This window comes from Lactobacillus colini, assembly GCF_017874575.1.
Taxonomy (GTDB): domain Bacteria; phylum Bacillota; class Bacilli; order Lactobacillales; family Lactobacillaceae; genus Lactobacillus; species Lactobacillus colini.
Window position 1 is genome coordinate 1 of record NZ_JAGGLU010000017.1, and the last position, 26023, is coordinate 26023.

Consider the following 26023-nt stretch of genomic DNA (forward strand, 5'->3'; position numbering starts at 1 on the left):
AGTTGAAGTACTCAAACTTAATGATTCTGATAATCTTGAGGCGGAAGCACTTTCACTTACAGATGCAGATACACTGATTGAATTGCTTGCACTTATAGAAGTAGATGTACTTTTGCTTGTTGAAGTGCTCAAGCTTAATGATTCTGATAATCTTGAAGCACTTACTGAGGTTGAGATACTATCACTCGTTGAAGCGCTTAAGCTCAATGATTCTGACAATCTTGAAGCTGAGACACTGATTGAATTACTTACACTTACAAATGTAGATGCACTTAGTGAGTTGGATGTGCTTTCACTGGTTGAAGTACTCAAGCTCAACGACTCTGATAATCTTGAAGCACTCACTGAAGCTGAGACACTTTTACTGGTTGAAGTACTCAAGCTTAATGATTCTGATAATCTTGAAGCACTTACTGAGGTTGAGATACTATCACTCGTTGAAGTACTCAAACTTAATGACTCTGATAATCTTGAAGCTGAGACACTGATTGAATTACTTACACTTACAAATGTAGATGCACTTAGTAAATTGGATGTGCTTTCACTGGTTGAAGTACTCAAGCTCAATGATTCTGATAATCTGGACTCTGATTCACTCTCCCTTAAGGATGTGGACACACTACTTAATTTACTTACACTTATAGAAGTCGAGGCATTTTCTGATTGGTTAAGTTCATTATCAGCTGTTGCTCGTAAATTAACCTGTTCCTTATCCGTACTTGTAGAATTACTTGAAGTAGAAGTTGAATTTGAATTACTTATTGATTCAGTATTTTCACTTATTTTGTTAGTATTTGATACTGAACCAACTACTTGAGAAGTATCCTGAGAATTAGTAATATCTGCAGCTTGAACTCGATTAGTAGTATATTTCATACCTACTGTTCCAGCCCCAAAAGCAGCGGCCATAATACTAATATCCTTTATATATTTTCTATAATCTTTTTCTTCTAATGCATCAGGATCTAAATACCTGAGCTTCTTGTTTGTATTTTTCGTTTTATTTTTTCTCATAATTAGGCCTTTTTAATCTCAAGTTAATCAATAATTATATCTTTATAACTATGATAACACCAAAACAACAATTTATTATCACTTAAAATAATAAATTGATAACAGAATAATAATTAATATTATCCCTGAGATAAAGCTAAACAATAATCTACTAAGAGGATGTGTATTTTCTTTTCTATATGCTTTTTGATGCTCTTCTTCGACTTTGACTAAACGATTTATAGCGTGTTTTTCAACTAAATTTTTATTATTGAATTGCTGATCTTTCATCTTTATGTTTTACTAATTATTTTTAATGTTCTTTTATATTGATCAATTGTTACTTCACTAGCATCTATTCTTTGTGTATCAATTATTTTCTTCATTACTTCCACACTATTTAATGCAGTAGTTATTTTTTGCTCCATTTGTGTAATCTCTTTAGTATCAAAAATATTTCCAGGAGATATGTAGCGTGGACTATGGATCGTATCTTTAAAACTGACAATTAACATGTTTTGTTCAAAAGCAGCTCTAACAGTATCTAATAATTCTGGACCATGATTAATATCAAAAAGAACATCACAATCTGACAATAAATTTTTGATCTTTTGATAAGAAGCAACTGGATATAAGTCGACATTACTATATTTAGCATAAGCTAGTAATTTATCTGACATTTGTGTAGTTGCTACTATATTAAAGTGCAAATTTGGCATTGCCTGTAATATCTCATCCAAATGTTCAATTTGATCAGAATTAGTCGTTATTAATGCATTTGAACTTAACCTATTACCACGTGGATGCGGATAAATCATCCCTAAGTAATGAAAATCAACATTCTGTTGATTAAGTTTGACCAATTCTTTAGTCTTCGTCCAATCACGATATCTCTGAATTATTATGTGCTTAGTTCTAGTTGAATTATTAATAATATATTGCATGTTTCCCGGCATTTCAGGTTGCCAACTTTCATGCCAAAATAGCGTGTCTCTTCCAGGTTGATCTAGACGAATAGATACTCTAAAGGGTACATTCAAGTTATTATAAAGAATATGATCTAATTGATAGTTATTACTTTTCAAATAATAAATAATAAAATCGACTATATCATTAAAATGAATCTGTTGGTGATTTTCATATAAATCAATATCACCACTTACTAAATGCTCTATAATTACTACCTTACCAGCCTTATTAAAAAATTTTTTTAACACTGGATTACCGTTGTAGTAAATAGTTTTAGCATATTTTTGTCCGCTATGATTATAATGATCGCTCCAGGCTATCTTTCCTGACTCATCCAACCAATTAACTTGTTTAACCAAACGGCTATTATCAACTTTGTGGAAATAAATATCAGCTCTTCTACGATCAATATCATATATAATTCCAGATTGTGCAGTTGCTTCTATGCGCCAAAATTTAGGTACAGGTAGCTTATCAAAATATAATGGATTTTCAATGTTGTCAAATTCACAGTAATGATTAATGGGGGAAGTAACATCTTTAGGTAGAAAACCATCATCATTAATAACTACTGTTGGAATATTGAAACCTGCTGTTTTTTGCGATCTTAATAGATCCAACGTGTCACGATCAAAATTTTCAAATAAGTTAATCATTATTAGGCTCCAATTCTTTTTGCCACTTAGTTGCAATTTTATCTAATAAATAATTCTGGGCAATTTCATAAGAATGCTTCCTAAATTCAACCATTTCGTGATTATCCTTAGTAAAAAGCTTAACTATTGCTTCGCTTAAAATACTAATTTTTTTATCTGAAGACCAATCATTATTATATGGTAATAAAAAGCCATTCTTGTTATTGTCTATAAAAGTGGGATTTCCATAAGGAACATCATATCCAATCATTGGTAAACCACTTCCTACTGCTTCCATCAAGCTTAGTCCAAACCCCTCACTTGTTGAAGCAGCTATATAACCATCATATTTTGAATATACTTTAGATAAATCCTGTTGTCCCTTTAACTTAATATAATCTTGTGCTTGGTTAGTGTTGATTAATTCTTGCAGAGCAGCCTTTTTATTTCCCTCACCATAAATATCAAAGCTTAATTCAGGGATCATTTTTTTTGCTTTAACTACTGCCTGAATAATCCAATCAATATGTTTTTCTGAGGCTAAGCGGGAAGCCGTAATTAGACTATAACGCTTTAATTGCGGATCAGGAGCGGTTAACTTGGCTAGATTACCGACAGGAATACAGATAATGCGCGCATTTATTCCATAATATTGTTTTAACTGCTTAGCAAGTATTTTTTTCTGCATTGGAGTAGCAACAATGTAGGTATCTATTTCACTACTATTATTAAACTGATATTCATAGTAATTATTCCAGAGGATATGATGCTGATTAGTAAATTCTTTAGAATAATGATCAGCATGAACAACGACGAATATTTTAGCAGCACCATGATTTTCCAAAATGATCTGACCATTAATCAAGTTTTTGTCTTCATCTATCCGATCAATGATAATTTGATCATTCTGGCCAAGATTTAATCTTTTTAGCATTTCTCGATAGAGATCACTTTTAGAATAAAAGATTATTTGGTTCGGAAATTCGAACATTTCCTTGCCCTTGTCTAAATATTGAGTATAGGCAACACTCCCATTTTCATTATAAAATTCCCTATTTACGACATAATTATCAGCTGTTCCTACATAATATTCACAAGCGTACTTAGTATATGAATAAAAGTCCCGCTTAAGCAGCTTGTTATTTCGCATATAGGTAACCTGATCTAATATTTCTTTACGCTTATCAGCTAAACGAACTACAATTGTCAGCTGTTCATTTTTTAATTCATAAACTACTTGTTGATTAACAAAGGTCTTAGTATGCTCTTTATTATTTAAATCAAGATCTTTTTCCAATTTATTTAAAGTATAAGAACATGGTGCAATCTTAACATCAGTAAAAAAATTATACAGCCAGATAATTTCTTGATCATCAAATCCCATATTGTGAGTTAAAGCTTCGATATTGTTAGCTAAAATTAAATCAGAAAAAATAAATTTGGCATCAATGTTTATTCTTTTAAAAATATCATTTCTATACTTTTGAGCGTATTCGACACCGCTACTAGCCCAGCCAATACCTAAATTGACATTGTAAACTGTCATTAAGAGTTCCTTTCTAGAATTTATACAAACTCCACAATTATATTGTTCTTTTTATCAATATAAATAGTGCTAAGTAAAATTTCCTCCGCAATTTTTTGTTTTAATTTGCTCTCAAATGTAAGGAATGATTCATAAGCCCACTTTTGATAAATATATTCAGATGGATGACCTGATACCTGCCAGTAATTAGTATAGATAGGTAATCTTTCCATATAGTAAACTTGATCAGTCCAAAGAATATCCATCGTATGTAAATAGACTTGATGATAGAACTTGTTCAATTGTTGATTATTAATTAATTTCTTTTTCTTTTTTTCAAGTACTTGTTGACTGATTTTAGTTATGACTTTTTTAGCATCTTGGGTATTAGTTATTTCAGGAATATCGACAGCTTGATATGTAATGTGATTATTGACTAAATCCTTTATCTTACCAGCATCCCAATTATCTGTTTGTTTAAGATAGATATCAATTACTTGGTCGATTAAATCTGCAACTTCATTTTCTAAATTTTTAGTTTTGATAATATTATTTCGCCATATATAAAATAATTCTCTTTGCTTTCCTAAACACTTAGCATTTAAATTAGTTACCATTCTGGTCATGGCTGCTTTCTCTTCTATTCTTTCTTGTAGCAATTTCAAACTTAATTTAATTAAGGGGCTATGAAGTTGAATTATCTTTTTTCCTTTTTTCTTAGCGTTAAAAAGACGGCGATATCCTTTTTTGAACTTAAAAGTACTATCCTTAGCAACATAATCATCTTCTAAGGATATATAAAATTGACTGCTGCCTGGATCACCTTGTCGCCCTGCACGTCCAGATAATTGAAGCTGCATTCGTTTAGAAAGCATCTCAGTTCCAATAACTGCTAAGCCACCTAACTTTTTGACATCAGAGCTTAATTTAATATCAGTTCCTCGACCTGCCATATTAGTCGCTATTGTAACTGCTCCACGTTTACCAGCATTGGCAATTATCTTAGCTTCATATGGTATATTGAAAGCATTTAAAACATTATTGGCAACACCATAATTAAGCAATAGCTCAGAAACAATCTCTGAATTTTCAACAGAGCCAGTAACTAGCAAGACTGGTCTGCCAGTTTCATGAAGAGAGATTGTTTTTTTAATAGCTGCCAGTAATTTATCCGATGTAGTTAGGAAAACTTTAGCACGATAGTTCTTTCTAATAATGGGCTTATTAGTAGGTATACATATAACTTTCATGTTATATGTATTAAGAAACTCCTCTTCGTTCGTTTTAGCGGTCCCACTCATTCCAGCGATTTTATTAAAAAGATTAAACAAGCCAGGGAAAGTTATTGTAGCTGCAGATTTTTTGGTTGGTGACAATGAAACTTTTTCTTTAGTTTCTATTGCTTGGTGCAGCCCCGTACTAATTTGAACTCCTTTTTGTAAACGACCATTTCGCTCATCAAATAATACGACTTTACCCCTTATTACTGCATAGTCTCTTCTATTTACCATGCAATAATGAGCCTTTAAAGCTAAAATAATATGACGATATAATTCACGATTATCTGCACTAAATAAATTCTCAATTCTAAAGTACTTTTCAGCTTTTTTTACACCATAATAGGTTAACCAAACTAAACGTTTATTATCTTTAAAAATATAATCTCGATCTTGCTTTAAAAAATTGACAAAAGTATCAGTTAATTCATATAAGTTTGATTGCAAATTATTTTTGCTTGCAACTATTAAAGGCATTTCAGCTTGATCTAACAATACATCATCCACTTCATCAATTACAGCATAATTGAATGGACGCATATATTGATCCTCTTTATCTGTAATTAAATTATTAAACAAATAATCAAAAGCTAAAGAACTAGCTGTAGTATAAACAATATCTGAGTTATACCATTGCCTTTTTTGACTAGAAGAAACATTTTGATTTTTGTCAGACACAGCGATACTGACTGTTAAATCTAAATTCTCATAAACTGGTCTTAATAAGTCCCCATCTCTTTGAGCTAAATAATCATTGGTTGTGACTAACATAGCTCCCTGGCCAGTTAATGCATTCAAATATAAAGGCATAGTTGCAGTTAGAGTTTTGCCTTCTCCTGTTTTCATTTCTGCAATAAACCCTTTACTTAATGCAATTGCTCCCATAACTTGCACATCATAAGGAAACATCCCTAATACTCGATAATCAACCTCTCTAACCGTTGCAAAAGCCTCTATCAAAATATCATCAAGATTTTCGCCTTGGCTAAGCATGGTTTTAAATTTAGCAGTCTGCTTTTTTAAATCTGAATCACTCATCTGCTTCATTTTAGGAGATAATTGATTTATTCTTTTTAGGATTTTATTTATTTTATACAATTGCAATTTATCGGATAACATTCTTATTTCCTATTACTCAATCAAATTTCCAGCAAGATACTTATTAATTTGGCTAGCAATCATTAGCCAGTCTGGGTCATAAACCTCTCTTTTTAACCATTGATGTTTTTTAGGTGTTGAATCTATATTCAAGTATAAATCAGTAGAAGTTATTATTTTTAAATCACTATTCTTTATGTCTAAGTCTGTTATTGCCTTATCTATCTTAAGATTAGTGCTAAAAATTATCGCATTTTTGATTTTATTTTGACTAAACCATGTTTTGATTATACGCGACAATTTTTCTGTTGCTTGCCAATCGACATATGCTATAGCTGCAGTCTGTCCTTTGAAATTTATATTTTTAACCTCTCTGCTTCTTTTCCCATCTTGAATTAAAATAAGATTTTGACGATCAAGATTTAAAGTTGAATAATCAAAATAAACATCATCAAACGCTTGGTCAGGAACATTCGCGCTAGTAATTTCGATTTTTTTAAAAAAGATTTTCTCACAGCCACCATTGATTAGAGATAATTGATATGATCTGGCATTAGCTGGATAAGTAAAAGTTTTTAAAGAAGATTGAAATGCAATGTGTTTAATCTGATTGTCTTGTTGGTCAAAAAAGCTTAATTCATAAATTAAACTGTCTTTTGGAACAACATCTGCTTTAACGGCTATTTTGTAATCATGCCCATTAAGTAAAATTGGTAAAGACGGGACTTCTTTAGTCAGCTGATAATTCTGACTAGATTTCCAACTTACTATTATTTGACCAGATGACATTAGATTATTTTCAAAATCTAGATAATTATTAGTATATTTTTTGACTTTACTACCATACATATAAGTATTTTTGAGTGAATGCCAATAAATATGACTGATTGCTGCTTGCATAATTAAATCTCTCTATTAAAATCTTCACGAATAACTTGACCTAAACGTGATAAAAACCAGCCTATAACATCATAATCATCATTATGCCGCCCCATAAAGCCCTTATAGGTGACTTGACGCGCTTTCTTAATAGCTATAGAGCTCTTTAAATTAGTTATAGTCTTATTATCATAATCATCATTCTTCATATAAGAAACAAAAAGCCTAGTTTCTGATAAATCATAGTTATTAAACTTATCCCAGAATGCTTTGTCCATCTGTTCAAGACCATTTTTGCTAATATCATGATTAATTTGATAATCAATATCAAAGATAGTATCAAATATTTTTGGCCTATGCAGCCTAGTTCTTAAAGCAATCAATCCTAAGTTAGTAATAGGCTTAGATACATTAATCATGTAAGGCTTTAAAAGTGGTCCATATTTTAAAGCGGCATAACTTCCCATTGAAATTCCATTAATAATTAATTGCGATCTACCAAAAGATAGATTGTCTAAAGTTTCTGTTATTTTAGCAATGATCTGTTGTCCCATAAAGCCATCATAATCATCGTAAAATTCTCCTATTGTTAGTCGCATATCCGCAAATAAAAGACTGGGGGAATGAAAATTTCTAAAGGTTTCATAGGCTTCAAACCTTTCTAGTTCATTTGCACCTGCAAAATAAATATTTAATGGTGGTTTTAAATCTCCGGGATTAAAATAATAAACAATCTCTTCACGATTTTGAGGATTTACAATTCGCTTACCTCCAACCAATAATATCCCTTTATTATCTCTTGACCATCGAGCATGCAAGATGCCATATTCTAACTTTCCTTTTCCTTTAGCTTCAACTGTAATACACCCAAATCTCTCCTTTGAACTAATTGGTAAATCAAATGTGGTCTCCTTAATTGAATGAAGTGGTAAAGTGTATTCATGTATCTCACTGTTATAATTAATAAATATTTTTAGTCTTAATTGAATATCATTAGCTTTAAATTCTAACCATAAATCCAATAACTTGTTTGGATCAACATATAGAACATTACGATAGCTTCCTAAATTAGCCCAATCGCCCTGTGTATCAATCTCTAAACGCATGTGACCACTATCAGCATACTCAAACTCGCTTGCAATTTCCTCATTTAATGCCAAATCAGCTGGTAATATTCTTATTCCTGATTGTTTAGTATAATAACGGACTAATAAATGATTGATTAATATTTGGGGATCCTCAGTAATTTTTTCAGCCAATTGATATTTCAAAAAGATTTGTGCATCTTTAGAAAGCTGGTCATAAATAGAATCATTGTAGAGAACACACCGCGGATTGACTAACCACTGCAGCTTTTTCCAATTTTCTGATGACAATTCTATTTTTTCGGAAATTATTACTCCAGCATAAAGACTATCTTTTTCATTATTTGTAACGTTATCTGGAAAATCATTATAATGCCAATCAATACCAACTGGAATTTGGTATTTATCTTTCCAATTTTCTTTTCCTAATTGTAAAATTTTCATTTTTTATACTTCTATTTCAATAATTTATCCCATTTTTGAATTAAATTTTCTTCTGAGTAACGATTAAGTAATTCAACATTGTATACCAATGCTTGATTCCATTTATCTAGATTGTGTAAGTAATCATCAAGACCATGATTCAATTCTTCTATGCTGTGGAATATTTCACCATTTTTATAATTTACCAGAGAAAATGATTCAAAGTTTTGTAATCGTGGGATACCTGCCCCTATTGCAGCTGTTTCAATTAAATCATCACTCTGATTCCAATTAATTAAAACCCTAAGCTTGTCAAAAGTTTTAACTAGATCATTTAAGCTGGTTAATCTGGTATTTTTTAAATAAATGATAGGTAAATCATCTTCCATTTCGATTTGATTTTCAGATTTAACTTTGATGTTGCCTTCAATTAAGAAACTTCCGTCATGAGCTTGTTTTAATTCTGCAATAACTTGTTGAACAAGAGTTTCTTGTTCTATAGAATAAGTTAAGAATTGCAGCCCCTCATCTTTTGGCCGTGCAATCAACCTTTGATATAACATTTCAGCAACTTGCTTCAGTTCACGATAATTCATATATTCTGCGAACACAGCAATTATTTGTCTATTCAATCGCTGACTATGACCTAAAGTAACTTGAGTAGGATAACTTGGCATCATGCTAACTGGCAAGTTATTAGTTAATAAATTTGTAACTGTTTTAATATCGGCTTGGGCAGGGACTATAATTTGACCTGTTATAACTTGCTGAATACTTCTTTGGTAGGGATGCCGTTTATTTAATACATATATGGGTGAAAAATCTGCATAATTTTGATATGAAATCGTACTGTCATCATCTAAAGTAACTATCAAATGGTCTGTCTTTTTTATTTTTTTTAAGAATTTTTCCTGCATAACTTCATTTAACAACTCTTGCAAGCTATCATAGCTTTGCTTGTTAAAATAAGAAAATTGAGGATTAATTTTTACCTGGTTAGTTTGTTTATCAACTAAGAATCGCCAATAACCTACAGGATCAAAGAATCGGATGTCTTTATCTGATTCTTCTGATGAAATAAACCCACGACTATCAATAGTTAGCTTTTTAGTTATTTGTCCATGATTATAATATTCGACGAAAAGTACCCTACCATTTGTATCTAGAATTACACGAGCGATTAGGTCATTTTTTAAGTAGACTAAGATTACAAAGCTAGTATAGTCAAAAGTCACATTCTTAGGCCAATTAAAATCGCGGTAATCAAGTGTTCTGGCTGAAAAATTTTCAACACCTTGTAAATAATCAAAAATTGAAATATAGCTATCTAAATTAACAGATGAATTAGATATCTTAGCAAAGGCTTGTGGCTGGTAATCTGTCAGAACTAAGCCGACCTTTCTGCCACTATTTTTTAATACATGCAAGAAATTCACACCATCATAAATTTCTATCTGTGGGATAGTGATGCTCCAATCTTTTAGCTGACTATGCCAAGCCGGAATTAAATATTCCATGGTTAATCCTCCGTTAATTTGTCATATCTAAGATCGTACAGAAGAATGGTAACTTGATCCTTTATACCAATAATAAAAAAGCAAATCATACTTATATTCATTGGTATAGCAGAAAAAATACCATATTTACTTAAAGACCTTGTTCCCACAATTCCTAAAGTAAGCTCCAGTGCAGTAATGATAGCACCTGGTAGAGCTACCTTAGTTAGTAATCTTCTCAAATAAACTTGGGTCGGTTTACCTGGACGAATATTCAATATATAGCTATTGTTATCCCTTAATTGCTTGGCTTCTTCATAAGGATCAAATTGAATATACGCGAATAAATAAAATAAGATAATCGCTAAGACAAAGCAGACTGCTATTTTGATACAAATATTATTAAAAATCGAGTCTTTAGGTAAATAAGAAATTATAATTACTGGGAATGTTAGTACTGCTATTCCTATCATATAGGTCATCATACCACCAATATTTAAACCGATAGGTATAGTAACTTGCTTATCAGTACTAAGAAGATTTGTATTAATTATTTTTAAGGGATAATAGGCATAGGCAAAAGCAACAGTAAAGCTTATTAGTACTAAACTAATTATTATTGTTATACTTAACCATAGTTGTCCATTAGCTAATTGCGTAAAAAATAATCTGTATTTAGATAAATAAGGTGTAAATCCCCAAAAGATGTTAATTATAATTATTGGGCCTGGACCACCTATTCCATGCTTCACATTCATTATGCATAGCCAAGTAACCAATAAACTACCAGTAGTCAAAATTAAAACTACAGTCATTAATTTAATAAGACTATTTATTTTAAACAGTATTAAGCTAAATGTTGTTGCCTGTACAATTGATAATACTAATACCAAAAGCTGTTGAACCACTTGGATATGGTTAGTAGCTAACGCTTCAAAATTAAACCCCTTAATTAAACTTGTAAGCTGAATGATTAAGATAGCAATCATAAAGGGGCTAAGACCAACTGAAAAAATGGATATCTTTTGTAAATTAGTGCCGCTGATTCCACTAATCATTGATAAAGAAGTATTATTCAAAATATCTTGATAATGCTTAGTTATTTCCGCTAATGGAATAGGAATATGAATCCCTAATATGTAAGTAAAAGTAATTATCAATGCAATAAAAAAGCGGTTAAGCAGGCGCTTTAGATCTGTTTGTTTTTTCATTTATTATCCTCAGTAAATTGTATGTATAGTTACATTATACAATTCATTTCAAACTATAACTAATGTGGGTTTGTCTAGGCTTCTAAATTAAATCTAACCCGCTGACTTAGAGAAATTTCCTAAAGGAGTATAAATAATCTTGTGGTCAACGACTCAAAATATATCTGAAATCATCTAAATGAAAAAATTCGTAGACTTAGAAATCTACGAATTTTTAATATCATCAAGTATTTGTTCATACCAATTATCAGCTTGTTCATCATTTAAAATAATATCATCTTTATCTAAATAATCTTGTTTACGCCACCAAGACTCAAGCTTCTTGCTACCAAATGGACTCTTCTTTAACTGATCTCTTTGTAGTGTCTTTTCAAAAGGAATATCCAAATAATAAACCAAGCTCTTATTTTCAAATACTAATTTATGCAGCATTTGTCCATAGACATCTTTTCTCAAAATTCCTTCTAAAATTACAATTGGATAATTTTTTAACCCATATTCCACCATAATTTCAATCAAGCCGACGGCTAAAGTACCAATACGATCACCAGCATGTAAAATATCTCGTCTAATTACGTCTTGATGAAGTACTAAACAATTCTGATAACCAAAATGTTTCTGTAATCTATTCGACAAAAACGTCTTGCCACTTCCGGAATTTCCCCTAATTATTATTAATACTGATTTCATATCTAATTATTGACCTTATAAAACTTCTATGTATAGTTACATTATACAATTCATTTCAAACTATAACTAATGCAGATTTAACTGCACTATATTAATAATTTCAATTCTTACAATAGCTTGGTTGGCAAAAGTGTTGTGTTAAAATTAAGAGTAGGAGGAATTGATTATGACTGAAGAAAAATATTACTTTATCAAACCGTATGACAAAAGCTACCCCTTACCACCTAAAGAAAGCCTAGGACAGATTTTAAGTGAAGCTTATTTGCATCCCTTTAAGTGGAACTACCGTACTACAAGAAAATCGTATTGGATTAGCTTCTTAACTAATATAATTATTTCATTATTATGCTCTTTTCTCTTTACTTTTAATAATCAATTAAAGCCAATTAATATTACTGTAGCGATCTTAGTTCTTATTTGGCTATTTTTATCAGGATTAGGTCAAACTGTGCGTCGTTTGCATGATGTTAATTATAGTGGATATTGGTACTGGGTTGGGATACTTTCTATCGGGAGTTTCTTTTTATTGTATTTATACTTACAGCCTTCGGCTCAAGTAGCAGTTAAGTGGAACCAATATTTATTCACTGATGCTAAACCATATGGTGATTATACTGGTGAAGTAGCAAGTGATGTTCCTACTCCGCCAATTACTCAAATTGTAAAAGAGCACTTCTTCGATTGCTTTAAGTGGGATGCTCGTTCAACTAGAACTTCCTTTTGGGTAGGATCAGCTATCTCTAACGCTGCTGGTAATATTGTTTCATTATTCATTTTAGCCTTTAGTTATGGAGCATTTGGATCAATTAGGAAGCTTTATGTACTATCATTAGAGCCTGAAGTTGGGCTTGGTGTGTTAATAGTTGCTATTTTGGTATTATTAGTATTGTGTATCTGGATGTTCTTAGCAGATCTAGGTCACACTGTGCGTCGCTTGCATGATGCAGGCTTTTCTGGTGGTTGGTTCTGGATTTCATTAATACCAGGTCTAGGATATATTATTCTTAACTTCTTATTATTCCACCCAACTACTAAAAACGAAGTTAAATGGAATGGTTATTTATTTAACACAAAGAAGTAAGATTAACTGTTTACGTAACAATTAATTCAAACGAACAAAAGCGATAGACTTCAAAATCTACCGCTTTTTTAATTGCATTAATCAGAATATGAAGAAATATTAAAGAAATTTCTAACCCTACTAATCATCGAAATATTGCTAGACCTTATGTAAAATCCGTAATTTGCGGTTAACTTTAAATCTATCTTTTTAATTATATAGGGAATGCATAAATCGGCTAAAGGTTCAGGAATAAGTAAATAATCTCCTTTATACTTCCTATTTATTTTTATACTGTTTTATACTATTTTATACTTTGCTATTATTTTTATACTATTTTATACTTTATGTAAAAATTTATTGTAGACATGTATTTCACTATTAAAAATCAAGCAATGCCTTTGATAGTATTGTAACCGTTCACTAACAAGCTGTCTAAAAAACCGGTCCTAGTTATGCTAGAATCGGGTTATTTTGTTATTAGACGCTTGCACCATAGCTTCAGGATGTAGCGTAAATTTTAGGGCAATTCATTTTGTACAGTAGCTAATTTTTCAGCTTGCTCAACAACAGTTGTTACTGCTGCAGGTGCAATATCTGGTGGATAGCCATACTTTCTTAACAAATGTTTAACAGCTAGTCTCATCTTTGCTTGGATATTTTTACGATGTTCCCAATCTACGCCTGCTTCTTCTTTGATGATTTTAACTAATTCAGCGGCAATAAGATGGAGTTTTTCTTCTCCTAATACTTGGATAGCTTTTTCGTGGTTAGCTAAAGCATCATAAAAAGCAATTTCTTCATCGGATAAGCCTAAATCCTTCCCCTTTTCTTGCTCTTTATTTAATTCTTTGGCCATTTCAATTAATTTTCTAATTACTAATTCGCTGGTAATTCCACGAGTATTGTATTTATTAATGGCATCTTGAAGCATTTCATTAAATTTCTTGCCTTTAACAAGATTTTTTCGTTGAAAAGCTTTGATTTTACCTTGAAGCAGTTGTTCTAAGATTTGAATGGCTACATTCTTTTCAGGCATTTTTTGCATCTTTTTCAAAAAATTATCTGAAATTATATCGGTATTTTGATTTTCTAAGCCTAAATCTTTATAAATATCTACATGCGGTTCAGCAATAATCGATTGATTCATAAATTGCCTAATAACATACTTGACTTCACAATTTGTATGCCCACCTTTTCCTTTTTTATCAGGTGGATTTTTAATTTTCATAATAAATACTTTAACAGTAACGAAAAATGCCATTTCAGAAGAAATATCTTTGGCTTCTGAAAAAAATAGATACTAATGCAAAGACCTTTTGCATTTGAGTTACAACATCGCAGAATTTTTGCTGAGTTTCATCATTTTCGGTTAATATTTCGTTAGCTACTTTAGTAATAGCCTTTATTCTCTCTTTTCGATCATTTGAATTATACCCAGAATAATCAATGCCGTACAATGTGTAATCCTTTGATAAAGTTATCACTCATCACAGCATGGCCTTCAAAATAGTCAGTTTTTCTACCAACTAACTCCAAGAAGTGGTGATACTGTGCATCAATTTCTGCTACTACTTCATCTAGGTCAATGACATCTGGGTTACCATAATTAGCACGATATATTTTTGAACGATGAAAATTACCGTTCTCGTCTACCAACGAAGGAATCTTTTCAACTGGTAAAACTGGCTTACCATTAGTGATATCTGTATGCATCCCATATATGATGTCTTTGAGAATGAGCCGCATCCTAAACAAGAACTGGTCGTGTGATTATGACACCACACGTTGGCTCAGTTACCCATGTTGTCAGATACAATTTATCAAAAGAAGATTGTGAAAATATTTTAGCCTTCTTCAAAAATGGTCAGGCAATTAATCAAATTAACTAAAATAAGAATTCACTTATCACAATAAATATTTAGAATAAAATTAGTCAAAAAAATAGTAATGCATTTCTTTATAGAACAATGCATTACTATTTTTATTATCGCTACTTCAAAGCTTTTTCTACAGCTTCTTTAATTGCACGACTAGTCGCAGAAGCACCAGAAACAGCATCTACATCCGTTGAATTAGCTTCTACAATTCGCTTAGGCACTTCTTCTAAAGCTTTTTTACCAATATCTTCACTCTCATGGTCTTGAACAACTTCAACATTCGTAATCTTATTACCATCACGAGTTACACGAACAACAAGTTTACCACCAATACCTGCATCAGAAGAGCCAAGTGTTTGATTATTAGCTAATTTTATATCTTCAACTTTATTTCCATCAACTAATTCATTAATACCATTGTACTGATCTGAAGCTTCTTCAGATACAACGTCAGTAACAGTTGCAGCTTGTTCACCCGCAATCTTACCGAAAATAAGACATTCGGCTAAATTACCACCACCTTGATATTGGTTAGCACAAATACCACCTAGTTCACCTGCTCCGTACAAGTGTGGAATAGGTTTTTCATCAGTATCAAGAATTTCAGCCTTTATATTTCTTTCAGGCCCACCTTGAGTATTAAGGACATTGTATGCCATCTTAATTGCGTAGTATGGCCCATCACCAAACTCACGCATTGTATCAGTTGAGCGTCCAAATTGGATATCCTCACCATTTTCAATTGCTTGGTTAAAGATACGAATCTGTTTCTTCAAGCCTTTTTCATTAAGACCTGTAACATCTGCAAGTCTTTCAATCGAATCTGCTTTAATAATACGATCTTTAACATTAGAATAAAGATCTGCATCTTTTTTCATGTCTTTAAATTGAGCTTCATCGAAAATTAGATATGGCTTTTCTTGTGTCTTAGGAATTCTCCATTGACTATGATCAAATATATGACCATGACGATTGCCCTCAGACTCATCAAAGTATCTCATGCCATCATCAGCAACCATAAAGATACTACCATTATTAATTTCAGGCCATCCTAAGAACAATTGAGATCGTTCACCTTCAAGAGTATCAAATGATAATCCATGAAGCATTCCTAATGCTTCATAGTTCCACATATGCCATAATTTTGCACCGACTTCTTCTGCCATTCGAACACCATCGCCTTTGTTATAGATAGTACCCAATGGAGAAAGTTTTGGTGCCCCAAGGTAATTTTGAATCATTCCTTTATTATTTTCAAAGCCACCTGTTGTAAGAACTACACCTTTTTTAGCTAAAACATCAATCTTTTGACCGTCTTTTATAATCTCTACACCTTTAATGATTTTTGTTTCTGGATCTTGGATCAAGTGCATTGCACGAGCTTCATACCATACATCAATTTTATCGCTTCTATCCAAGACTTTTTGACGTAAAATCTTCCATAATGCAGCATCAAACCAACCATTATGTACCATGGTATAATCATAAGTTTCATGTCCATCTAAGTTAGGATATTCTTGACATGCTGCAGCTTTAGCATCATATGGCATATCAAAATCTTTCATAAAGCTTACAGGCTCAGCATCTAAATATTTTTTAACATATTCAGGAGTATTCAACATTCCTTCAATATAAATATCAATCATATCCTCTGGTAAATCCATTGGATATGTTAAGCCTTTATAATACTTTTTCAATTCTTTTTTATCATATCCTGTACCTATAAGTTGAGCAGAATAGCGTGTATTGCCACCTTCATGACCATAAGGTGCAATATCTATAAGTAATACTTTGGCATCATTATCTGCTGCAAATCTAGCAGCTGTGGCTCCTGCACCACCGAATCCTAGTACGACAACATCATAATTTGCCTTCCAATTAATTTTCTCTGACATAATAAATTACCCTTTCTTGTTAATACCAGTTTTGTTATCGCTTACATTATGTGCTAAAATTCACATTAAGTACAATACCTTTTTAGTAAGAAATTTATAACAGATAAGGCATAAATATTATGAGCAAAGAAAAAATACTTTACGATATTTTAAATTCAATTCAAGAATGTAATACCATCAGTGATTTAGCTAATAAGTTATTTATTAGTCAGCCCTATATAAGTAGAACGATAAAAAATGCTGAGAAAAAATATAACACGACCCTCATACACAGAAAAGAAAATCCTATTAGACTTACTCAAGCAGGTGAAATAGTTCTCAATAATCTACGAAAAATTATTGAAACTCGCAATGAACTTCAGTATGACTTATTACCTTACCAAAAAACTGAAGATTTTCAGCTTAAGGTAGCAATTAATCAACCATGGTTAGAAACTAGCGCAGATTTTTTATTAGAATTTCTCTTAAAAGAATTCCCAAATATTACTTTCTCATTTTACGAACGAACTACTAATCTAGCTCAGAAAGAATTATTAAATCATAGCATCGATTTATTTATTGGCAAATTTTTAACAAATAAAGATATTGTTTCGACTTATATAACTCAATCAGAATTATATCTTATAACTCCAGAAAATTTATTACCTTATGAAATAAAATCAAATATTTTGCATAGTCAAGATTTAAAATTTATAGATAATCTTCCATTCATTAGTTTAACGGATGATTCTTTTTTTCAAGCTATGGTTGATAATTTCTTTACTGAGCACGAAATCAAAATTCATAAAATAATTAAAGTTGAAAATTCTATTGCAGCAATCAAATTAGCTGTTAAAGGTTATGGTTCAACAATTGCTCCACGAAATATAGCCGACGAGATAGCCAAGAAATATAATGCTAAGATTAAGGCTATCTATATTCCAGAAAACTTACTCCAATTAAGTATAGGAATTTCATATTTAGAAAACTCACATGGATTTGTCAAAAAAATAGCTCAAAAGATATGTGAGTTTCTAAAAAGTAATTCTCTATTTTAATATTTTTTATACATATTTTTTTAAGTATAACATCCTAATATTAGGGCTAAGTCTAATGACTTAGCTCTTTTGAATGTGCCAAACATGGTATATGGTGAAAGCTAAAATCGCGAATATTTATCATAAAATAAATTACAATCATTCGTGATAACACTATGTATAAAGCAATCGGTTAGCAATTCATCCATATACAATACAATCCTAAGTTCGATAGTATTCAAAATAAAGAAAGCGAATCGACCAAGATTAGTCTATCCGCCTTAAATTATGCTCTTAGCTTAGAAATAATTAATAAATTTGAATCTTAATTTACCAAAATAGTCGTTTCATTACTAATGAAATAAGTTTTCAAATTATGCTTATTATTCAAAAATGTTGCCTCAGCCTCTGTTGAATACATGCGATCTTTATTTATCCATTGAGAAGCAATTACGACTTCGTTATTCTTTCCCTCAACTTGATAAACATCAGCCGAAATGCATCCATTTACTTTAATTAAATCTTGTACAAATATCTTTGCAGCGCTAATGTACTTCTCTTTATCTTTAACTTTATTAGTAACGAATTGTAGATACATTAACCTAATTCCTTTCCATTTGATGCTATAACATTTTTATACCAATAGAAACTATCCTTCTTATAGCGCTCAAGCTTATGTTCAAAGTCCACATATATAAAACCATATCTTTTTTTATAATTACCACTTGCACTAAGTAGATCAATGCATCCCCATGGTAAGTAACCCCAAACTGGAATATGATCAATATCGACAGTTTCTTTAACAGCTCTGATATGTGATCTCAAATAATCTATTCGATAGTCATCATGAATTCTGTAATCGGAAGTTAAAATTTCATTCTCAGTTCCCATACCATTCTCAACAACCATCAATGGTAAGTGATATTTATTATATGTCATATTCATAAATATTCTGATACCTATTGGATCAATCTGCCATCCAAAATCTGTTTTCTTAAGATAAGGATTATAGAAACCTGCATACAGCATTTGCATTGTTTCCGCATTACTATTTTTAATATTAGTTTTATCTTGAATACACAAGCTGTAGTAATAACTAAATGAAATAAAGTCAATTTTAGATTTAGGGTCTACCATTAATTTGGCATCATCTTTATTTAACGTAATAGTTATATTTTTGTCTTTCATTCTATCAATGAAGCTAGAATTAATTACACCAGTAGTTAATATATCTAAATCATCCCACATAGTTTCTTGATTATGTTGATCAGTTGCTAAGATGTCCTCTGGTTTTGGTGTTAGAGGATAAGCTAATGCTGATGCGGTCATATTCCCAATTTTGGCTTCAGGAATTATTTCATGACAAAGTTTTACTGCATTAAAATGGCAAAGTAATGAGTTATAATAGCAATCCCATGCTAGTTGCTGAGTATTACTATTTTTATATCTATCTTTATCATAAATATACATCCAAGGTATTAACATACTTAAATTATTTTCATTTAGTGTTAACCAGTATTTTACTAAATCACCGAATTGTTCAAAACAAGTCTTTGCATACTTGATAAAGCATTCAACTGTTTTTCTCGATTTGAATCCATCATATTTCATAACTAAATACTCAGGCATATCCCAATGAAATAGGGTTACTACTGGCTCTATATTATATTTTTTCAGTTCCTGGAAGATTCTTTTATAAAACTGAATTCCTTTTTCATTCGGATTATCTTCATAGCCGTTCGGATAAATACGCGTCCAAGCAATTGACATTCTAAATGCCTTGAATCCCATTTCATGCATCAGTTTAATGTCCTCTTTATAATGATGATAAAAATCTGAAGCAATGGAGTATTTTACGCCTGTTTTTTCTTCTCTAATATCATAAATACTTTTTCCTTTGTTATATTCTGTTCCCCCTCCTTCAAATTGGAATGCAGACGTTGATCCGCCCCACAGAAATTTTTCATTCAATTTACTCATCCTCCTTCTGATTTAATTCTAATATTTCTTGTCCTGTATGTACTTTACCGAAATTCATTACTTTAATTTCTTTATATTGATCAGAGTTAGTAATAATTACTGAAGTAGTAATTTTATATCCCGACTTTTTTACTAGATTCCAGTCAACTTCAACTAAAGGATCACCAATTTGTACTTTTTGATTTTCTTTAGCAAGTACTTTAAATCCCTTACCGTTTAAATTCACGGTGTCCATACCTATATGGATTAATATTTCGGCACCATCTTCAGATTTTAATCCTATTGCATGACCAGTTTTATAAGTTAAAACAACCATACCATTTACTGGTGATTTAACTAGCCCTTCACTAGGCTCAACAGCACATCCTTTACCCATAGCACCTGAAGCAAAAACTTGATCATCAACTTCTGATAATCTTATCAACTGCCCTTCTAGCGGACTAACTACAGTAGTAGAGGCTAAAGCGACTGGAGTATTACTACTTTGGGACGCCTCTAGCTCTTGTTTTTGTACTTTTTTATCCTTTTTGTGTCTATTGATAAATGAATTTATGCTAAATTTTGATTTGCTTAATACCATAGTAAAGAACATAGCACATATAAATGAAATAATTATCTCAATACAACCAACTATAACATTACCGTAACCAGAATTTTTTCCAAACATTGCTGGAATACCAATTAAACTTGAAGAGGCAATCATATACATTTTAAACTTGAATATTCCGCCAAAAATTCCTCCTACTAATCCACCTAGCATAGCGCCAATAAAGCCGTATCCTGAAGGAATAACAAAACCATACATTGCAGGTTCAGAAATACCTAATAGTGCTGTTACAGAGGCTGAAATTGCATTAGATTTTTTGCTTTTATCATTTGAAATAAGCGCAATACCCATGGCTGCCCCAGCCATAGCCAGATTTTCAGCAACCATGCTTGGCATTAATAACTGATCATAGCCTAATGAAGTTATAGTAGCTACAATTACTGGAAATGCAAATGAATGAGTTCCTGTGGCAATCATTAACGGTGTAAAGAAAGCCAAGATACCAACTGCAAAGAATCCTAAATTATCCCCCATCCATTGAACACCGACAGATAAATAATTAGCAACTTCTGCACCTAGAGGTCCAATAACAATTAATTGAACAGGTAGCATAATAGCCATAGTAATCAATGGTGTCATAAACGATTTGACAATATCTGGCATGAATTTATCAGATGTTCTTTCAATATAAGATAATAGCCAAACACCCAGAATTACTGATAGTACACTTTTTCCATAGTCCATTTTAGGAACAGCTAGATTAAGTAGTAATAATTTACCTTTAAAACTAAATAATTGTGGATATAGCATAATACCCGCTAATAACATAGCCAAGTATCTGTTAGCTTTGAATACTTTAGCAGATGAAGCAGCTATAAAAAATGGTAAAAAATAAAATCCAGCTTGATATACAACATCTAACAGATGGTATGTTGAACTATTTTGAGGCAGCCAACCTAATAAATTTAAAATAACCAGTACAGCTCCCATCATACCTGACGCCATTAATACGGGAACAACAGGCGTAAAAAGTCCAGAAACTATTTCAAAGAACCGATCAAATTTAGATTTTTGTTCATTTTTATTGGAAGTATCAGTTGAGGAGATTTCTCCAACTTCTTTTTGAACAAATTCAAATACATCCCCAACATTGGGCCCAATAACAATTTGATATTGACCATTTTGAACAACGACATCTAAAACTCCATAAAGACTTTTGATCTTTTCGGTATTGCTTTTAGCAATATCAATGTCTTTTAGCTGAAATCTAAGGCGTGTTGCACAATGAAATACGCTATTTATATTACCTTTACCACCAACGAATTTAACTATATTAGTGGCTAAAGTTGTATAACTTTTTGCCATTATTTTTCCTCCTGATTAAACGCTTTCATTTTTATAATTACATAGTATACTATATAATTAAATATGTCAATAAACAAAAATTATCTTCTATTATTACAATATATTTTGCTATTATGCTAAAATAAAAATATAAATAGTACACTATATAAAGGAGGATAAATGTGTCTAACGAAAATATAGTTTTAAGCACAACCAATTTAAGTATTTCACGCCTTATTCATAATATGGATAAAGCAGATTTTAATCTTATCAACGAACGACTTAAGCCATATAACTTAAGTAATATTCAAGCTTTAATAATTATTTATTTATTCAATAATCCAAATTCAAAAGATATCATTAAGCAAAAAGACCTTGAAATTGCATTTGGAGTAACTAACCCAACTATGACTATTTCATTAAAATCTATGATCAAGAAAGGTCTAATTATCAAAGAGCGCAGCAATTTAGATAAGCGTGTATATGCTTTAAATTTAACAACTGAAGGTAAAAATCTATATCCCAAATGTTTATCTATCTATACTGAGGTAGAAGCCATTTATGCAAGTATACTTACTAAAGAAGAAATTACCGAGTTTACTAGAATTTCAAATAAAATTATAAATTTCCTAAAAAAGAAACATTAGTTGTCTACTACCAATAAAAAATAGCCCACTTTAAATTATCTTATAAAAGGACGGCGCACAATGACATTTCAAACACCTCTTGCCGAAAAAATGCGGCCACATAATTTATCTCAAATAGTTGGCCAGCAAGAATTACTTGGTCATAATCAACCATTACGGCAAATTATCGATAAGCACCTCAATGTATCCTTAATATTATGGGGTCCTCCAGGTACGGGCAAATCCAGTTTTGCCCAAATAATTGCCAGAGAGAATAACTTTCCACTAGCAACTTTCAATGCTTCAATTGATAATAAAGCTAAACTTACTCAAATTATTAACACTTACCCATACCAAACTTTTGTTTTACTTATTGATGAGATACATCGAATGACAAAGACTTTGCAAGATTTTTTATTACCATATTTAGAAAATGGTCATATCTTACTAGTTGGTGCAACAACAGAAAATCCAATTATGTCAATTGTTCCTGCTGTTAGATCGCGTTGCCAAATATTTGAATTTAAAGCTTTAAGTGACAATGAGATTAGTACTGTTCTCAAGCGTGCTATTCACAATCAATTTAACTTGTCAAAAAACAAAGTAGAAGATAAGGCAATTGAGATGATTGCCGCAAGTGCTGATGGAGATTTAAGGGTTGCGCTGAATATTTTAGAAACGATACACGCAATCAACCCTGAAACAATTACGGTCAACGAGATTAAAAAGTTTGTTAAACATCAATATTTTAGCTATGACAAAAAAGCAACCAAGCATTATGACTACCTGGCTGCATATTCTGATTCTATGGCTGGTTCAGATACCGACGCAGCCTTATACTATCTAGCTGTTTTATTAAAAAATGGCGACCTAGCTTCTGTAGTTCGTCGCCTTCGTGAAATCCCTTATACTTATATCGGCTTAGCCAATCCTCAGCAAGTTACCCAAATTGTTACTGCCGCTAATCAAGCAGAAAAAATTGGTATGCCGAAGGCTAAATATCCACTAATGTTTGCAACTATGTTAATGTGCATTTCCCCTAAATCAGGATCCTTTGATGACATTTGGGAACGATTGGACGAAGATAGTAACCACCCTAGTCAACATCCCATGCCTAGAGGATTGCGTGACATGCATTACAAACATTCTGAAGAGATTACTGGCGGTGGATTGATCCATAATCCCTTCACTTCTCCTCATCAAATTGCAAGCCAAAATTATATGCCTAAAGGCTTAGAAGGCAAACGTTACTATTATCCTAAAGATAACAAAAATGAACATAAACTTGCCGAGCAATATTTAAAGTTGCATCGGTACATTTATGGCGAAGATTATAAATCGTAAATATTGCATTATAATTTTTTATTTCTTTTCAATGCCTTGAGCTCCTGACCTAGCTAGGTGTCTTGCTTCATTGTCATGAGTAATATGGTGACCATTAACTTGAACAAAATGAACATTTATACTTTGAGAAAATTGGTTAAGTAAATTCTTAATATTGAGATTGTCATTATTATAATAAATGTCAATCTCTTTTTTCTTATTAGTCATCGCCCAAGTAATTACTTGTTTAGCAGCTTCAAGTTCTCCGGCGATTATGGCTTTAACTTGAGAATTATTTACAATACCACATAATTCTTTAGGCATTATTGAGCCCTTGTCCGTAAAGATTAAGGCTCCATATCCCACTTGATCTTCACGCTTAGTATAGCTTCCAGCAATGAATGCGATAGCCTTATTATCATCTAGTTGTGATATTTCGGTATTTATTTTACGATTTAAGCGTAGATTTTCTAATAAAAGCTCCTTGTCTTTTTCACTGAAACCATGTTTAGCAAAGCTCTTTGCATCATCTTCATTATTAAAAGCATAATACTTAGCTTGAGAATTCTTCTTCATCAGTTCATTAACAGCTGATTCAATATTGTTCCAAGTACTATGAATAACAAGACCATCGCCCTCACCTGTATAAATTGCATAATATTTTTTATCTTGTATCATAATTTATCTCTTTTCTAAAGCTTATTATTTAATTGTAGCAGTTATCATAACTTATTTTTATTGTTTCCTTATAATTTTTCATATATAATATGAAATATACTTCATGAAGTTAGTTTCATATTTATGGAGATGACTTAAAATTAAAAATCTAGTCAGACAATTACGTAAAAAGCATCACATGACACAGCGACAAGTTGCCGAGGCAGTTCGAGTAACTGAGAGAACAATTATTTCTATTGAAAAAGAAAAATATAAGCCCTCAATTGTATTAGCTTACAAACTTGCCCAACTTTTTGATACAAATATTGAGGAATTATTCTGTCTAAAGGAGTTTGTAGATAATGAAGAAGATTAAGCTTATTTTATCAATTATTTTTTCATTACTATTAATCATACTTTTCACTTATTTAATAGTTATGAATACTATTCATGGTAAAGAATCAATCGCCAGACTAATTAAAGACATCGTATATATCATTATTATGTTTTTAATTCTTCAAACTAATATACATAAACTAAAGCGTTTAGGAAAATATGACCCTGAAGCAGATGATGAAAGAGATGTATTGATTGAACGGCAAACTGGCAGCCAAGTATTAAACATTATAGAAAATATAATCTTAATAGTTGGTTTTACTTCTATTATTGGATCGCTTTTTACACACAATGATTATCTACAGGTAACACTCCTAGCTATCGGCGTTACTTTGCTATTACTTTTTCACTTAAGTATTATTCTGAGAATAATTATCACTATCGTTAACTATCGTAAAAATTAAAAAGACAGTACTATTTAAATCGGAAATTATAACTTCGTTTAAACAGTACTATCTTTTTTTTATTAAATTCATTAAATATTGAATTGTTTCTTTTGGATAGAGTTCCAGATAATCAGCATTGCTGATGCAATAAAGATTGACCACATAGTTGCCGGTGGAAAAAGTATTAGTGAAAGAATCATACCTACTAACTTAATTCCTAAATCAATTGCTACTAATTGACGTGACATGTCAAAAAGACCATCAAATTGATGTTGATTGCCAGCTTTATTTAATGAATGGGATATTCCAATATTGCTTAGTGAAACCAAAATAATAATGATCCCATAGAATACCTGTGCTGTTGAATTACTAAAATCACTAGCAACTATGCTAGTTGAATACGGAAAGAATGACGCAAAAAACAACATAACTAAAGTCCATGCAACCGTACCATCGCTGATTTTATTAATTTTATGAAAAGCTCGATGGTTGTCTGCCCACATTAATCCTAACCAGAAAAATGAAATTGCATAAGCAAAAAAACATACTAACTTAGTGTTAGGTAGTTATTCGACGGAATAATTGCCTAGCACTTTTATTTTTACTTAAAATAAAAGTAAGATGAAGCGCTT

General features: G+C 31.4%; 24 protein-coding genes and 2 pseudogenes. 8 read left to right on the top strand and 18 right to left on the bottom strand.

Translation table 11 applies throughout. From position 1 onward, the window contains the following. The coding region (locus J2Z60_RS10115) for a hypothetical protein (protein WP_281063425.1) at positions 1 to 817 on the top strand (817 nt) is incomplete at its 5' end. Positions 818 to 1092: 275 nt separating this feature from the next. Here J2Z60_RS10115 and J2Z60_RS10120 read toward each other — a convergent pair. From J2Z60_RS10120 to J2Z60_RS10160, 9 genes are all read right to left on the bottom strand, one after another. Then, complete coding sequence (locus J2Z60_RS10120) at positions 1093 to 1284, bottom strand: hypothetical protein (protein ID WP_209687584.1); 192 nt, start codon at positions 1282 to 1284, stop codon at positions 1093 to 1095. Positions 1285 to 1286: 2 nt separating this feature from the next. Next, positions 1287 to 2618: an accessory Sec system glycosylation chaperone GtfB gene (gene gtfB / locus J2Z60_RS10125; protein WP_209687585.1), complete on the bottom strand. Its 1332-nt coding sequence runs from the start codon at positions 2616 to 2618 to the stop codon at positions 1287 to 1289. Beyond that, positions 2611 to 4143 (bottom strand): accessory Sec system glycosyltransferase GtfA, encoded by a 1533-nt coding sequence (gene gtfA, locus J2Z60_RS10130; protein ID WP_209687586.1) that lies wholly within the window; start codon positions 4141 to 4143, stop codon positions 2611 to 2613. The genes gtfB and gtfA overlap by 8 nt, the downstream gene beginning before the upstream one ends. A 20-nt stretch (positions 4144 to 4163) precedes the next feature. Further along, on the bottom strand, positions 4164 to 6518 hold the full coding sequence (gene secA2, locus J2Z60_RS10135) for an accessory Sec system translocase SecA2 (protein WP_209687587.1): 2355 nt from the start codon (positions 6516 to 6518) through the stop codon (positions 4164 to 4166). 12 nt (positions 6519 to 6530) lie between these two features. Next, on the bottom strand, positions 6531 to 7397 hold the full coding sequence (gene asp3, locus J2Z60_RS10140; protein WP_209687588.1) for an accessory Sec system protein Asp3: 867 nt from the start codon (positions 7395 to 7397) through the stop codon (positions 6531 to 6533). A 2-nt stretch (positions 7398 to 7399) separates the two neighbouring features. After that, on the bottom strand, positions 7400 to 8905 hold the full coding sequence (asp2, locus tag J2Z60_RS10145) for an accessory Sec system protein Asp2 (RefSeq protein ID WP_209687589.1): 1506 nt from the start codon (positions 8903 to 8905) through the stop codon (positions 7400 to 7402). Between the two features lie 11 nt (positions 8906 to 8916). After that, the gene (asp1, locus tag J2Z60_RS10150; RefSeq protein ID WP_209687590.1) at positions 8917 to 10401 is read right to left on the bottom strand and encodes an accessory Sec system protein Asp1; all 1485 of its coding nucleotides are present in this window, start codon (positions 10399 to 10401) and stop codon (positions 8917 to 8919) included. 2 nt (positions 10402 to 10403) lie between these two features. Beyond that, positions 10404 to 11591: an accessory Sec system protein translocase subunit SecY2 gene (locus J2Z60_RS10155; protein WP_209687591.1), complete on the bottom strand. Its 1188-nt coding sequence runs from the start codon at positions 11589 to 11591 to the stop codon at positions 10404 to 10406. Positions 11592 to 11795: 204 nt separating this feature from the next. Next, positions 11796 to 12281: a zeta toxin family protein gene (locus tag J2Z60_RS10160; protein ID WP_209687592.1), complete on the bottom strand. Its 486-nt coding sequence runs from the start codon at positions 12279 to 12281 to the stop codon at positions 11796 to 11798. A gap of 166 nt (positions 12282 to 12447) precedes the next feature. Here J2Z60_RS10160 and J2Z60_RS10165 point away from each other — a divergent pair, with 166 nt between their 5' ends. Next, complete coding sequence (locus tag J2Z60_RS10165; protein WP_209687593.1) at positions 12448 to 13362, top strand: DUF805 domain-containing protein; 915 nt, start codon at positions 12448 to 12450, stop codon at positions 13360 to 13362. Positions 13363 to 13861: 499 nt separating this feature from the next. Here the strand turns inward: J2Z60_RS10165 and J2Z60_RS10170 are convergent, their stop codons facing one another. Genes J2Z60_RS10170 through J2Z60_RS10175 form a run of 3 tightly spaced genes read right to left on the bottom strand, consistent with a single transcriptional unit; the run spans position 13862 to position 15057 of the window. Beyond that, entirely contained in the window at positions 13862 to 14572 is a 711-nt protein-coding gene (locus J2Z60_RS10170; RefSeq protein ID WP_281063426.1) for a DUF3387 domain-containing protein, read from the bottom strand. 34 nt (positions 14573 to 14606) lie between these two features. Continuing rightward, a complete protein-coding gene (locus J2Z60_RS11025) occupies positions 14607 to 14801 on the bottom strand; it encodes a type I restriction enzyme endonuclease domain-containing protein (protein WP_281063427.1) in 195 nt (64 codons plus the stop codon). Continuing rightward, on the bottom strand, positions 14788 to 15057 hold the full coding sequence (locus tag J2Z60_RS10175) for a ChbG/HpnK family deacetylase (RefSeq protein ID WP_245328802.1): 270 nt from the start codon (positions 15055 to 15057) through the stop codon (positions 14788 to 14790). The genes J2Z60_RS11025 and J2Z60_RS10175 overlap by 14 nt, the downstream gene beginning before the upstream one ends. A gap of 9 nt (positions 15058 to 15066) precedes the next feature. On the opposite strand from J2Z60_RS10175, the pseudogene J2Z60_RS10180 reads away from it, so the two are divergent. Continuing rightward, a pseudogene (locus tag J2Z60_RS10180) lies at positions 15067 to 15233 on the top strand (dihydrofolate reductase); the annotation flags it as partial. Positions 15234 to 15334: 101 nt separating this feature from the next. Here the strand turns inward: J2Z60_RS10180 and J2Z60_RS10185 are convergent. Next, positions 15335 to 17116, bottom strand: coding sequence for an FAD-binding protein (locus J2Z60_RS10185; protein WP_209687595.1), 1782 nt, complete (start codon positions 17114 to 17116; stop codon positions 15335 to 15337). A gap of 119 nt (positions 17117 to 17235) precedes the next feature. Here J2Z60_RS10185 and J2Z60_RS10190 point away from each other — a divergent pair, with 119 nt between their 5' ends. Then, a complete protein-coding gene (locus J2Z60_RS10190) occupies positions 17236 to 18153 on the top strand; it encodes a LysR family transcriptional regulator (RefSeq protein ID WP_209687596.1) in 918 nt (305 codons plus the stop codon). A 304-nt stretch (positions 18154 to 18457) separates the two neighbouring features. Here J2Z60_RS10190 and J2Z60_RS10195 read toward each other — a convergent pair whose 3' ends face one another. From J2Z60_RS10195 to J2Z60_RS10205, 3 genes are read right to left on the bottom strand one after another with little or no spacing between them, the layout of a single operon-like run. Next, entirely contained in the window at positions 18458 to 18730 is a 273-nt protein-coding gene (locus tag J2Z60_RS10195; RefSeq protein WP_209687597.1) for an antibiotic biosynthesis monooxygenase, read from the bottom strand. After that, positions 18730 to 20103 (bottom strand): glycoside hydrolase family 1 protein, encoded by a 1374-nt coding sequence (locus J2Z60_RS10200; RefSeq protein WP_209687598.1) that lies wholly within the window; start codon positions 20101 to 20103, stop codon positions 18730 to 18732. Before J2Z60_RS10200 ends, J2Z60_RS10195 begins: the two co-directional genes overlap by 1 nt. A 1-nt stretch (position 20104) precedes the next feature. Further along, entirely contained in the window at positions 20105 to 22024 is a 1920-nt protein-coding gene (locus J2Z60_RS10205) for a beta-glucoside-specific PTS transporter subunit IIABC (protein WP_209687599.1), read from the bottom strand. A gap of 161 nt (positions 22025 to 22185) precedes the next feature. On the opposite strand from J2Z60_RS10205, the gene J2Z60_RS11030 reads away from it, so the two are divergent. Together J2Z60_RS11030 and J2Z60_RS10215 are read left to right on the top strand one after the other, a co-directional pair. After that, positions 22186 to 22650: a MarR family winged helix-turn-helix transcriptional regulator gene (locus tag J2Z60_RS11030; RefSeq protein WP_342590256.1), complete on the top strand. Its 465-nt coding sequence runs from the start codon at positions 22186 to 22188 to the stop codon at positions 22648 to 22650. A 60-nt stretch (positions 22651 to 22710) separates the two neighbouring features. After that, positions 22711 to 23973, top strand: coding sequence for a replication-associated recombination protein A (locus J2Z60_RS10215; protein ID WP_209687600.1), 1263 nt, complete (start codon positions 22711 to 22713; stop codon positions 23971 to 23973). An 18-nt stretch (positions 23974 to 23991) separates the two neighbouring features. On the opposite strand, the gene J2Z60_RS10220 is transcribed toward J2Z60_RS10215, so the two are convergent. After that, positions 23992 to 24630: a ribonuclease H1 domain-containing protein gene (locus J2Z60_RS10220; protein WP_209687601.1), complete on the bottom strand. Its 639-nt coding sequence runs from the start codon at positions 24628 to 24630 to the stop codon at positions 23992 to 23994. A 139-nt stretch (positions 24631 to 24769) separates the two neighbouring features. On the opposite strand from J2Z60_RS10220, the gene J2Z60_RS10225 reads away from it, so the two are divergent. Both J2Z60_RS10225 and J2Z60_RS10230 read left to right on the top strand, forming a co-directional pair. Further along, positions 24770 to 24985, top strand: coding sequence for a helix-turn-helix transcriptional regulator (locus J2Z60_RS10225; RefSeq protein ID WP_342590257.1), 216 nt, complete (start codon positions 24770 to 24772; stop codon positions 24983 to 24985). After that, entirely contained in the window at positions 24972 to 25409 is a 438-nt protein-coding gene (locus tag J2Z60_RS10230; RefSeq protein ID WP_209687603.1) for a hypothetical protein, read from the top strand. Before J2Z60_RS10225 ends, J2Z60_RS10230 begins: the two co-directional genes overlap by 14 nt. A 71-nt stretch (positions 25410 to 25480) precedes the next feature. On the opposite strand, the pseudogene J2Z60_RS10235 reads toward J2Z60_RS10230, so the two are convergent. Next, positions 25481 to 25921, bottom strand: a pseudogene (locus J2Z60_RS10235) (TMEM175 family protein); the annotation flags it as partial. Between the last annotated feature and the right edge of the window lie 102 nt (positions 25922 to 26023).